Origin of the sequence: Candidatus Methylopumilus turicensis (assembly GCF_000953015.1) — a bacterium.
In the GTDB taxonomy this organism is placed as follows: Bacteria; Pseudomonadota; Gammaproteobacteria; order Burkholderiales; family Methylophilaceae; genus Methylopumilus_A; species Methylopumilus_A turicensis.
In genome coordinates this window covers 953,412-965,628 of record NZ_LN794158.1, presented here as the reverse complement: position 1 = coordinate 965,628, position 12,217 = coordinate 953,412, and the positions used below count along the sequence as shown (strand labels likewise).

The window sequence follows — 12,217 nt, the reverse complement described above, 5'->3', positions numbered from 1 at the left end:
TGAAAAACTCGTTTTAACGAGAAAAGGGAATAAGCAATGAGTTGGTTACAAAAAATCCTACCACCAAAAATTAATCGAGTGATTGGCCCAAGTAAGAAGAATGTGCCTGAGGGTCTTTGGAGTAAATGTCCCAAATGTGACTCAGTGTTATATCGCACCGATTTAGAAGCCAACGCTGAAGTCTGTCCGAAGTGTGATTATCACAATCGTATTTCTGCTAGAGATCGTTTGAATGTTTTGTTAGATGAAGAGGGTCGTATTGAGATTGGCGCAGAAGTGCAACCGATCGATCCATTGAAGTTCAAAGACACTAAACGTTATGCAGACCGTATTAAAGCCTCACAAAGTGAAGTGGGTGAGACCGATGCCTTGCTCGTGATGCAAGGCAGCATTAAGCAAGTGCCTGTTGTTGCAGCCTCCTTTGAGTTTAAATTTATGGGCGGCTCTATGGGCTCAGTAGTAGGTGAGCGCTTTGTGCGTGGTGTTCAAGCTGCGATTGATAGCAAGTCAGCATTCATCTGCGTTTCAGCTAGTGGCGGTGCCCGGATGCAAGAAGGCTTGTTCTCTTTAATGCAAATGGCAAAAACCAGTGCTGCACTCACCAAGTTAAGCCAAGCAGGCTTGCCGTATATCTCAGTATTAACTGATCCAACCATGGGCGGCGTCTCAGCGAGCTTTGCCATGTTAGGCGATATCATTGTCGCTGAACCACAAGCGCTTATTGGGTTTGCTGGTCCTCGTGTTATTGAGCAAACAGTCCGTGAAACCTTGCCTGACGGTTTTCAACGCGCAGAGTTTTTAGTGGAGCACGGGGCTGTTGATCTCATTATCGATCGTCGTGAGATGCGTGATAAGTTATCTGTGTTGATTGCAAACCTAATGAAGTTGCCTGTCGCAGCTTAATTCACTGGTTGCGATGATTCACGGATACCTTCTCTAAATTGCCCGAACACCCTGATTTGTCGTCTGGCATACATGCTGATTTCAGTTTAAACGACTGGCTGGCCTATATTGAGGCACTTCACCCTAAAGACATTGAAATGGGGCTGGGGCGGGTCAATCAAGTCAAACAACGATTAAATCTCCAATACAACTTCCCTGTCATTACGGTTGCTGGTACCAATGGCAAAGGCTCTACCTGCGCCATGTTGGAGCATATTTACCATGCTGCTGGCTACCGTGTTGCCAGTTATTCATCTCCCCACTTATTACGCTACAGCGAGCGCATTCGTGTTGCTCGTCATGAAATTAGCAATGAAGCCTTAATTCGCGCTTTTCAAGCGATTGAATCTGCTCGTCAGGAAATTCAACTCACTTATTTTGAATATGGCACTTTGGCCGCCATGTGGCACTTTTGTAATGCCGATGTCGATGTTGCGATACTTGAAGTGGGTCTGGGTGGTCGTCTAGATGCGGTCAATGTATTTGAGCCAAGTTGCGCTATTGTGACAAGTGTTGATTTAGATCATATGGACTTTTTAGGCTACACGCGTGAGCTAATCGGCGCTGAAAAAGCCGGGATTTTTAGAGCGAATATTCCTGCAATTTGTGGAGACTTGTCGCCGCCGCAATCTTTAATTAATTATGCTGAGGGAATTGGCGCTGATCTCAAACTCATTCAACACGACTTCCAATTTGAGCGTGACCAAAGCTGCTGGCGTTTTTCAAGTCCTCAATGTACGCTCGACGCACTGCCAATGCCGGCCTTAGTCGGAGATTTTCAGTTATACAACGCCTCTTGTGTGATGACGGCAATTCAGTCGTTACAGTCAGTGCTGCCAGTCAGTAAAGAGGCGATTTGCGATGGCTTGTTAACGGTGCGATTACACGGTCGGTATCAATACCTTTCATCTAAGCCAGATGTGATTTTGGATGTGGCCCATAATCCACATGCAGCAAAGTCATTAGCAGCTAATCTAAAGAATACGGCCACACAAGGCAAAACCATTGCAGTGTTCGCAATGTTAGCCGACAAAGATATTAGGGGTGTGATTCAAGCCATTGCTGGAGAAGTTGATGAGTGGTATGTGTCAGGAATTTCGCATGTCAGAGGCGCCGATGCATTAACGATTCATCAGCTCGTCAATGCAGAGCTGCCTGATGCTGTTATTCGATTGTTCGATGGGGTCAAAAATGCTACGAGCAAGCCTGTATTGATGCTAATGAAAATGATAGAATTATCATATTAGGATCATTTTTCACAGTAGCTGAAGTGATGCGTGCTTTGCAAACAGCAACATTCAATAATAGGACGATCAACAATGGCGCAAGATAACCTGCAATCTCAAAACGAGCAGGAAATCCAGTTCAAAAAGCGCGCTAGACGGCGCTTAGTTGGTGCGGTAGCGCTTGTATTGCTGATGATTGTGTTATTGCCTATGTTGCTTGAAGACAAGATTGCGCAAACACCCAAAGAAGATGTTGTTATTACTATTCCTAGTCAAGATAAGCAACAGGAAGCTCAACCAGAACCTGAACCACTTAAACAGGTTGAACCTGTACAAGCAAGTCCAGCGCCAACCTCGAATGCGCCTGTAGTTGAGGAAAAAGCAGCAGAGAGTTCGGCGCCTATTAATCAAACGACAGTTATTCAAGCCAAGCCAGTCGAGCTTCCAGCACCAGTTGTTCCAGAAGTCCAATCATCCAAAAAAGAAGAGCCCACATCCAAGCCAATTCAAACTGTGGCTAAAACAGAAGATAAGTCCAAATCAGAATCAGCCCGTATTTCTATTCAAATCGGCGTCTTTTCAGACCCTGAAAATGTGAAGAAAATGCAAGCTCAGCTATCTGATAAAGGGCTGAAGTCACAGACTGAGTTAATTGACACGGCAAAAGGTAAAAAAATACGATTAAGGGTTGGTCCATTTAGCACGAAAAAGGATGCAGAAACTGCGTTAGCTAAAGTAAAATCAATTGGTTTAGCCGGTATCGTGGTGAATAATCAATGACCATTTTTGATTATGTTGTCTTAGCCATTGTTGGCTTATCCATATTTTTTAGTGTGATGCGTGGCTTTGTGCGTGAGGCGCTTGCACTCATTGGTTGGGTAGCCGCTTTTTTTGTTGCAAAAACATACACCCTAGAACTAGCCCCCTTGCTACCGAAAGCCATTCCCACAGAAACCCTGCAGTATCTGGCTGGTTTTATTATTTTATTTTTGGCCACTTTGTTGGTGAGTAGTTTGTTAGCCATTGCACTTTCACAGGTGTTCGAAAAAGTGGGTTTGAGCTGGCTTGATCGTGGATTAGGCGCGGTATTTGGTACTCTAAGAGGTGTCATGATTGTTGGAGTCATGGTCTTTTTGTCTGGCTTAACCGACCTGCCCAAAGACACCGCATGGCGAAGCGCAATGTTTAGTGCGCCCTTAGAAGCGATGGTGTTAAGTGCTATGCCCTGGATGCCCAAAGCAATCGCGGATCGCGTAAAGTTTGATTCTTAAATAATGTAGTAATTGTCAGCGATTCTCATTGTAGAATGTCCGCTTGAAGTGTGCTCCTAGTAGTGCGTCAACAATTGAATTTTTAGTTACAAAGGCAAAATAAATAATGTGCGGAATTATCGGTATTGTCGGTAAAAACCCAGTCAACCAGTTGCTCTACGATGGTTTGTTGGTATTACAGCATCGCGGTCAAGATGCGGCAGGGATTGTCACCTGCGATGGCAATACTTTTTACATGCACAAAAATAACGGCCTTGTACAAGATGTGTTCCAAACACGTCATATGCGTAGCCTTCAAGGTAATGCTGGTATTGCGCATGTGCGTTATCCTACTGCTGGCTCATCATCTGCAGCCGAAGCGCAGCCTTTTTATGTGAACTCTCCATTTGGTATCGTGCTTGGTCACAATGGTAACTTGACCAACTCTGCACAATTAAAACAAGAGATGTTCCGTCAAGATTTGCGTCATATCAACACAAACTCAGACTCTGAAGTGTTGTTAAACGTGTTGGCGCATGAGATTGAACAAACTGCCCATAGTGCATTACTGAACTCAGATATGATTTTTGATGCCGTTGCTGGCGTTCATAAGCGTGTTAAAGGCGCTTACGCGGTTGTCGCGATGGTCGCCAATTTCGGCTTGCTTGCTTTCCGTGATCCGCATGGTATTCGTCCTTTGGTGATTGGTAAGCTAGAAACTGAAAAAGGCGTCGAATATATCGTCGCTTCTGAAAGTGTCGCGCTTGATGTGCTTGGCTTTAAGTTGGTGCGCGATGTTGAGCCTGGTGAGGCGGTATTTATTGATATGGAGGGTAATTTCTATTCACGTCAGTGTGCTGAAAATGCTGCATTAACGCCATGTATTTTTGAGTATGTTTACCTCGCACGTCCAGATTCATTAATTGATGGTGTATCAGTCTATCAAACACGTTTGCACATGGGCGAAAGCCTGGCAGAGAAGATTAAGCGTGAATGGAAAGACCTAAAGATTGATGTGGTAATTCCGATTCCGGATACCAGTCGTCCAAGTGCGTTGCAATTGGCTAATGCACTGAATGTCACCTATCGTGAAGGTTTTATTAAGAATCGCTATATTGGCCGTACATTTATTATGCCTGGCCAAGCGCTCCGAAAGAAATCAGTGCGTCAAAAACTCAATCCAATTGGGATGGAGTTTAAGGGTAAGAACGTGTTATTGGTCGATGACTCGATTGTGCGTGGGACGACTTCGCAACAAATTGTACAAATGGCGCGCGACGCGGGTGCTAGCAAGGTTTATTTTGCTTCAGCTGCGCCACCTGTGCGTTTTCCAAACGTGTATGGCATTGATATGCCGACGCGTAATGAGTTGCTTGCGACTGGACGTACCGATGAAGAGATTTGTAAAGAGATTGGCGCAGACGCCTTAATCTACCAAGACTTGGACGCTTTAGTATCTGCTGTGCAACTAAGCAATCCAAAGATTAAAGTGTTCGATTGCTCATGCTTTGACGGACAATACGTTACGGGCGATATTAATGAAGCTTATTTGACCGCAATCGAATCAGCACGCGGTGATGGTGAGAAGGTTAAAAAGCCAGCCAATTCAATTACGCAAATGGACTTGAATCTGGTGAATGCTAAAGAACACGAAGAAGAAGCTGTTTAATTGATTCTTAATCCTCTCGCTTGACGCTCGTTTGCTTGAGGGATAGGATGAAGGTGCGCTGATTTGAGTTGCTTAAAAGCATAACTCAGCTTGCGGGCGCTAAATAAATTCAGCTAAAGCGAGTGCTAGATTTAGCAAACCCGTTTTAGCCTCATCGCAAAACGGGTTTTTTTATGTCTTAGCTGAGACAAGTGAAGGTAATGAGATGGCAACAAATATTGATTTAAATGGTTTTGATGAGAGCGCATGGCATCCAGAAACATTGGGTGTGCGTGCGGGAAATCAAATGACAGCGTTTGGTGAGAACTCAGAGGCATTGTTTCTTAATTCCAGTTTTCGCTTCAAAAGTGCTGCGCAAGCAGCCGCCCGCTTTGGTGGCACGGAACCTGGGAATATCTATTCGCGCTTTACCAATCCAACCGTGACGATGTTTCAAGACAAGCTCGCTGCCTTAGAGGGCGCTGAGCAATGCGTCGCCACATCAAGTGGTATGTCTGCTATCTTGGCCTGCGTGATGGGCTTATGTAGCGCAGGTGATCACATTGTGGCCTCTCGCAGCATCTTTGGAACCAGCGTTCAGCTCTTTAGTAATATTCTCAAGCGTTGGGGGCTGGAGGTGACTTTTGTCTCGCTCACTGACCTTAAGGAGTGGCAGGGTGCAATTACCCCTAAAACAAAATTATTCTTTGTGGAAACGCCATCGAATCCATTGACTGAGGTTTGTGATATTTCAGCGTTGGCTAAGATTGCGCATGAAGCGAATGCTTTATTGGTCGTTGATAATTGTTTTTGTACGCCAGCCATCCAGTTGCCATTAAAGCTGGGTGCAGACATCATTATTCATTCGGCGACTAAATACATCGATGGGCAGGGACGTTGTTTAGGTGGAGCTGTATTAGGTTCAAAGGTGCATATGGAGCCAGTGTATGGCTTCTTGCGGACTGCTGGCGTGACCATGAGTGCATTCAATGCCTGGGTCTTCTTAAAAGGGCTTGAAACCTTATTTATTCGTATGGAAGCCCATGCGAAAAATGCTTTGGTTTTGGCCACTTGGTTAGAAGCACAGCCACAAGTCGGGCGTGTGTTTTACCCAGGGCTTCAATCGCATCCCCAACATGCGCTTGCCATGCAGCAGCAAACCAGTGGTGGTGGCATTGTGAGTTTCGAGGTGAAACCAAAAGCGGGTCAAACAGCGCAAGAAGCCGCTTGGGCAATTATTGATGCGACTAAGCTTATTTCAATTACCGCTAACTTGGGGGATGCAAAAAGCACCATTACCCACCCAGCAACAACGACGCATAGTCGTGTCACGGCTGAGGCAAGAGCGGCTGCAGGCATTACGGATGGCTTAGTTAGGATTGCGGTGGGGTTAGAGCATGTGGAAGACTTGAAGGCAGATCTTGCGTTGTTATCCAAGTAGTTGAGCTTGTTTGTAATAAAAAAGGAGCCAGCAGGCTCCTTTTTTATTATCTATTGGTCAATCATTAGCGCAAGGTTCTGCCAAACATTTGCAACGCTAATTGATAGCCTGTTGCTGCCAACTGCGGATCGTAACGTTCCCCTTCATCACGCATAAAAGCGTGTTGGCCATTGAATTCGTGCCATGTGAATTTGAGGTCGGTCGCATTCAGGTCGCTATAGACCTGCGCACGGCCTGCCGCTGGAATGTGTGGATCTTGTTTACCCCAAATCATGAGTAACTCACCTTTGATTTTGTCTAGGTTTTCCATACTGTGTTGACCAGGCTTATTGGGAATCACTTGAGTGTGTAAGTCTGTCGCGTAAAAACAGGCTGTTGATTTTACTTCTGGCTGAAGCGCAGCACGGAAGGCTAAGTGGCCGCCGATACAAAAGCCCATCGCCCCGATGTCACCAGTGCACCAAGCTTGTTTCTTGACAAACTCAATCATGGCTTGGTTATCTGTGTCGTAGCCTTGAACATCTTTAGCGGCTTTGTCTGCATTCCCTTTGTCACGGCCAGCATCATCGTAGCCAAGTACTGTGCCAATTGGGTTAAGTTCGTGGAATACTTCAGGAACAAGTACGGCATAACCATGACCAGCCATGAATCTTGCCGCACGTTCAATTGGGCCAGTTTGTTGAAAAATTTCTGAATAAAATAAGATCGCAGGGTAAGCGCCTTCGCCAGCAGGGCGGTGTACATAGGTACGCATGACGCCGGTCGGGGTAGGTAAATCAACAATATGACTGTGAATGTTCACGAAGGTATCCTCAAAATATTTTTCAATAGTGTTTCTTAGCCGTGAGATTTTACAATATTTCGGGATTGATGGATGCATCAAGTGACAGGAGATTGCTTGGGGTATAATTATCACCATGTTAGAAATCTTAATACTCATTATTTCCTTTGTTGGATTGCTTCTGCTGGTTGCGCTATTCCGTCAGTCAGCGAACAAGCCGAATGCTGACCAATTACTCATGACACAACTTGAGGAAAAGCATCGGGCGATGTTGCTTGACTTGAATGACGGTCTTAATAAGCTGGGCGACAGACTGAATGCATCTTCTCAAGCGTCTAGTGAGCGCCTTAAAGACGCCGTTGCACAAGAGCTAGCCCAAACCCGCGCAGCGATGCAGGCCCTGCAAACAGCGCAAACGACAAGCCTTGCACAAACGCGTGAAAACGTCATTGAGAAACTCCATACCACACTAGCTGAGCAAGGTAAGGCCGAGCAGGAGCTCATTCAAGCCACTATGCGTAATGCCACGATGCAATTAACGGCCAGCATTGAGAGTTTAAGTAAAGTGGTTGATACCCGCTTAGAGGAAATCAGTGGAAAAGTGACTGAGCGTTTGGATGAAGGCTTTAAGAAAACCAATGATACCTTTGTCAGGGTGATGGAGCGCTTGGCGACCATTGATAAGGCACAAGAGAAAATTGATGGTTTAACCACTAATGTGGTGAGCTTACAAGCTTTGTTGGGTGATAAACGTTCACGCGGGGCTTTCGGCGAAGTCCAGCTTGAAGGCTTGGTGCGTAACATCATGCCTAACGGTACCTACGAGATGCAATACACCATGGCCAATGGTACGCGGGTGGATTGTGCTTTGTTCTTGCCCGAACCAACGGGATTAGTGGCTGTGGATTCTAAATTTCCCCTTGAAAACTACCACCGTATGTATGAAAACGGTGTGAGTGATGTTGAAAAAATTGCCGCACAGCGTCAATTTAAAGCGGATGTTAAAAAGCATGTGGATGACATTGCAAATAAATACATTATTGCGGATGTGACTTCAGATGGCGCGGTGATGTTTATTCCAGCCGAGGCCGTGTTTGCAGAGATACATGCGAATCATCGCGATATCGTGGATTATGCGATGGCGAAAAACGTATGGGTCGTATCACCAACGACATTAATGGCTGTTCTCAATACGGCACGCGCCGTCTTGAAAGATGTGGAAACACGTAAGCAAGTGCATATCATCAAAGAAGAGCTGGGTAAGTTAGGTAAAGAATTCGGCCGTTTCGATACGCGCATGAAGAAGCTGGCCGATCATATTCGATTGGCACATGAGGATGCGCTGGATGTGCAAACGACGAGCCAAAAAATCTCACGTCGCTTTTCGCAAATTGAGCGCGTAGAGCTAGCTGGCGATGCGGCTTCGTTGGCATTGCCGATTGATGAGATTGTGGATGCTGATGGGATGGGAGCTGATTAATTGATTACCGTACTTTACTTTGCAAGATTAAAAGAATCGCTCAACTATTCAACAGAAGAAATCGACTTGCCGGCTGATGTGAATACCATTGCTTTGCTTAAGCTCCATTTGGCAAAGCGCGGCGAGGCTTGGGCGAATTTGTTTAATGGACAGCAAACAATCCGTGCCGCCATTAATCACGCCTTGGTTGAGAATAACGCTGCGATTAAAAATGGCGATGAAGTGGCCTTCTTCCCGCCAGTAACCGGCGGTTAAGTTAATACGATGACGGTGCGCGTGCAAACGGAAGATTTCGATGTGGGTACTGAAATCGATGCCTTGCGACGGATAAGCCCTCATATTGGCGCAGTGGTCTCCTTTGTTGGGCAAGTCAGAGATTTAAATGATGGCGACAATGTTGCATCCATGACCTTAGAGCATTATCCAGGGATGACTGAAAAGTCGCTCGCTAGCATCATCGAGCAGGCCCAAGCGAGATGGGCGGTGACTGATGCATTAATTATTCACCGCGTAGGTGAATTAAAGCCGCTAGATCAAATTGTTTTGGTTTTGGTTGCCTCAGCGCATCGCAAAGACGCTTTTGCTGCATGTGAGTTCATGATGGACTTCTTGAAAACAGAAGCCCCATTTTGGAAAAAAGAACAAACGCCTCAAGGTGAACGCTGGGTGGAAGCTAAAGACTCGGATGATCAAGCGCGTAGCCGTTGGCATCCATAAATACAATTAACGATTAGAAAATACTGAATGTCACTCTCTTTAAAATCATCTCAACTTAATCTTCCATTGCAGGCGATTGATCTTGGCTTTGCGAATACATCGACGCTGAATCTTGATAGCTTTCCTCAATGGATTGGTCAAAGTGATGCTGAGCAAGCTGCGAATTTTGGATTAAGTATCTTTGAACCTGGCTTTAATATGTTGGTGCTAGGTGAATCAGGAAGTGGTCGTAAGTCACTCACCTTGCAAGCGATTCAAACGGCTTCCGCTAAGCGACCTAAACCGCATGACTTAGTCTTACTCTATCACTTTGAAACACCCGAAAAACCGCTCGCGCTTTACTTGAATGCTGGCCATGGCGTCCGCCTTCGTGTTGAGATGGATGCGTTCATTCGTCAAATGATTAAGTGTATTCCCGCACTCATTGCACAGACAGCGGCAAAGGAAGAGGCGAAACCTGAGAAAGCGGCTAGCAGTGATGCTGAATCAAAGGAAAGTGACAACATCAGTAGCGTTGAAATTAAGCTCGCGGAGCAGTTGAAGCATGCGCTAGAAGCGTTTTTCACCGAGCAGTTTGCACGCCTGATCATGATTGTGAAGGGGGACGCGAGTCCTTTCGCCATGGCAGAGTTACTGAAGTTCGATCTTTATCTTGCCGCCTTGATGCGGGATGTTTGTGAAAATATTGAAATTTTTAATCAGTCCGCAGGCAGCGATAACGAGGGATTGCTTGAGGGATTTTTAGGCCGCTTCCGTGTCAATGTGATGGTGGATAATGCTAGTTATCTAGATAATCCAAGTTTAGGTTCGCCGGTTATCTTTGATGATGATCCTACGTTTAGCTCACTTTTTGGTGGCTTGGAGAGTGCAGAAAGTAGCAGCAACACGGCAGACTTTATGCGTCTGCGTGCAGGCAATTTACTCAAGGCACATGGCGGCACGCTGATGCTTTATTTGCGTGATATCAATGCAGATCAACAATCAGGGGTTCAGATTTTTGAGAAGTTGCATCGCTTCTTGCGTAATGGGTCTATCCAGATTGAAGAAGCCAGCGGCACGCCAGGCCCGAATGCCGGGATTCATTTTGCACCGGAGGCTTTGGCTGCGGATGTGAAGCTGGTCTTTATTGCCACACGTGAAGAGTATTATGCCCTGCAAGATGAGCTGCCAGAGTTTGCCCGTTATTTCCAAATCAAAGTGGACTTTGTGGAGAGTATGCAGGCGAATCAGGCCTCTTATTTAGCGATTGCTGGGTTGATTGCAACATTCTGTCATCAGCACGCATTGAAACCATTTGATGCAAATGCCGTGGTGAAATTGATTCGATTTATGCAGCGTACGATTGACGATCAAACCCGGATTGGTACCCGTTTTTCATTGTTAGAGCGACTGGTGCTTGAGAGTGCGGTCATGGCCAACCTGGCTGCCTCTGAGTTTGTGCGTGCGGATGATGTGCAAGCGGCCTTGGATGCGCGTCGCAAACGTCACAACAGCCCAGAGCGTCAGCTGCGTGAATCAATGATTGATGGCGAAGTAATGATCAATGTGACGGGCGAGCAAATAGGACAAATCAATGGTCTGACACATATCGATTTAGGCGACATGAGTTTTGGTTCTCCGGTCCGTATCTCAGCCAGGTGTTATGCGGGGGCTGAAGGCGTGATTAATATCGACCGTGAGGTGGCAATGACGGGGCCCAATCACGATAAGGGCTTGATGATACTGCGTAGCTGGCTGTCAGCGAGCTTTAGTAGTTTGACACCATTATCACTCACCGCGTCCTTGGTGTTTGAGCAGGAGTATTACGGCGTAGAAGGCGATTCTGCTTCATGTGCCGAGCTCTATGCCTTACTTTCAGCACTGTCTGGCGTGCCGATTAAACAAGGGCTCGCGGTAACAGGTGCCATGAATCAGCATGGTGAGGTCATGGCCATTGGCGGCCTCAATGAAAAAATTGAGGGTTACTTCCGGATTTGTAAGGCCATCGGCTTAGATGGTAAACAGGGCGTCTTAATCCCTAGCCGAAATCTTGCGCACTTGCTGCTTGATGATGAGGTCATCGAGGCTGTGAACGCAGGGCAGTTCCATATCTATCCTGTAACGAACGTACTCGAGGCGATTGAATTGTTGACCGATGTGCCAGCAGGTGCGTGGTCTGGTGACCGTTATGCCCAAAACTCAGTGCTGGGCAAAGCCCAACATCACCTCGAAACCTTCCGTACCGCCTTGCAGCATAACCGTGCGATTCAGTTAAAGAATCCGCGTTAAGGTTAGGCGATGGCGACAGACAATCTTCTCGATGGTAAATGCCGTTTAGACAAATGGCTCTGGGCGGCCCGGTTTTACAAAACCCGAAGCTTGGCAACCGATGCGATTGACGGCGGTAAAATCCATGTGGACGGCGACCGTGTCAAACCAGCAAAAGAAGTCCGTGTGGGCCAGGTGATTCATATCCGCCGAAAGGAGCTTGATATGGAGGTCGTGGTCAAGGCACTTTCAGTTACGCGCAGAGGCGCGCCAGAGGCTGCGCTACTTTATGATGAGACGCCTGAAAGTCTTGCTAAGCGAGATAATGCGGCTGTCACGAAAGAAGCGGACCATGCTAAACGGGAAAGAGGGGCGGGAAGGCCAACCAAGCGGCAACTCAGGGATATTAAGAAGTTTACGGGGATTAGTCACTTTTAAGATCAGTGACTTTAAAAATAAACAAAGGCAACCAATTGGTTGCCTTT

Annotated in this window: 12 protein-coding genes; 11 read left to right on the top strand and 1 reads right to left on the bottom strand. The window is 46.4% G+C overall.

The genetic code is table 11. The annotated features are described in order from the left end of the window. The first annotated feature begins 36 nt into the window (after nucleotides 1-36). The 6 genes from accD (at nucleotide 37) to BN1209_RS04860 (ending at nucleotide 6,507) form a co-directional block, all read left to right on the top strand. Nucleotides 37-903 carry an acetyl-CoA carboxylase, carboxyltransferase subunit beta gene (gene accD, locus BN1209_RS04885; protein ID WP_045751205.1) on the top strand — a complete coding sequence of 289 codons (867 nt, stop codon included), beginning with the start codon at nucleotides 37-39 and terminating at the stop codon, nucleotides 901-903. Nucleotides 904-941: 38 nt separating this feature from the next. Beyond that, nucleotides 942-2,189 carry a bifunctional tetrahydrofolate synthase/dihydrofolate synthase gene (gene folC / locus BN1209_RS04880; RefSeq protein ID WP_320408759.1) on the top strand — a complete coding sequence of 416 codons (1,248 nt, stop codon included), beginning with the start codon at nucleotides 942-944 and terminating at the stop codon, nucleotides 2,187-2,189. Between the two features lie 72 nt (nucleotides 2,190-2,261). Further along, the gene (locus tag BN1209_RS04875) at nucleotides 2,262-2,948 is read left to right on the top strand and encodes an SPOR domain-containing protein (protein ID WP_052661094.1); all 687 of its coding nucleotides are present in this window, start codon (nucleotides 2,262-2,264) and stop codon (nucleotides 2,946-2,948) included. Next, nucleotides 2,945-3,439, top strand: coding sequence for a CvpA family protein (locus tag BN1209_RS04870; protein WP_045751204.1), 495 nt, complete (start codon nucleotides 2,945-2,947; stop codon nucleotides 3,437-3,439). Before BN1209_RS04875 ends, BN1209_RS04870 begins: the two co-directional genes overlap by 4 nt. Nucleotides 3,440-3,545: 106 nt before the next feature. Beyond that, entirely contained in the window at nucleotides 3,546-5,087 is a 1,542-nt protein-coding gene (purF, locus tag BN1209_RS04865; RefSeq protein ID WP_045751203.1) for an amidophosphoribosyltransferase, read from the top strand. 205 nt (nucleotides 5,088-5,292) lie between these two features. Beyond that, complete coding sequence (locus BN1209_RS04860) at nucleotides 5,293-6,507, top strand: O-succinylhomoserine sulfhydrylase (RefSeq protein WP_045751202.1); 1,215 nt, start codon at nucleotides 5,293-5,295, stop codon at nucleotides 6,505-6,507. A 64-nt stretch (nucleotides 6,508-6,571) separates the two neighbouring features. Here BN1209_RS04860 and BN1209_RS04855 read toward each other — a convergent pair whose 3' ends face one another. Further along, the gene (locus tag BN1209_RS04855; protein WP_045751201.1) at nucleotides 6,572-7,309 is read right to left on the bottom strand and encodes a dienelactone hydrolase family protein; all 738 of its coding nucleotides are present in this window, start codon (nucleotides 7,307-7,309) and stop codon (nucleotides 6,572-6,574) included. Between the two features lie 115 nt (nucleotides 7,310-7,424). On the opposite strand from BN1209_RS04855, the gene BN1209_RS04850 reads away from it, so the two are divergent. Genes BN1209_RS04850 through BN1209_RS04830 form a run of 5 tightly spaced genes read left to right on the top strand, consistent with a single transcriptional unit; the run spans nucleotide 7,425 to nucleotide 12,170 of the window. Next, nucleotides 7,425-8,768, top strand: a complete 1,344-nt coding sequence (locus BN1209_RS04850; RefSeq protein ID WP_045751200.1) for a DNA recombination protein RmuC — start codon at nucleotides 7,425-7,427, stop codon at nucleotides 8,766-8,768. After that, nucleotides 8,769-9,023: a molybdopterin converting factor subunit 1 gene (gene moaD, locus BN1209_RS04845; protein ID WP_045751199.1), complete on the top strand. Its 255-nt coding sequence runs from the start codon at nucleotides 8,769-8,771 to the stop codon at nucleotides 9,021-9,023. 9 nt (nucleotides 9,024-9,032) lie between these two features. Then, nucleotides 9,033-9,485 (top strand): molybdopterin synthase catalytic subunit MoaE, encoded by a 453-nt coding sequence (gene moaE / locus BN1209_RS04840; protein WP_045751198.1) that lies wholly within the window; start codon nucleotides 9,033-9,035, stop codon nucleotides 9,483-9,485. A gap of 27 nt (nucleotides 9,486-9,512) precedes the next feature. Continuing rightward, nucleotides 9,513-11,753, top strand: coding sequence for a Lon protease family protein (locus tag BN1209_RS04835; protein WP_045751197.1), 2,241 nt, complete (start codon nucleotides 9,513-9,515; stop codon nucleotides 11,751-11,753). 9 nt (nucleotides 11,754-11,762) lie between these two features. Next, nucleotides 11,763-12,170 carry an RNA-binding S4 domain-containing protein gene (locus BN1209_RS04830; RefSeq protein WP_045751196.1) on the top strand — a complete coding sequence of 136 codons (408 nt, stop codon included), beginning with the start codon at nucleotides 11,763-11,765 and terminating at the stop codon, nucleotides 12,168-12,170. Nucleotides 12,171-12,217 lie beyond the last annotated feature (47 nt).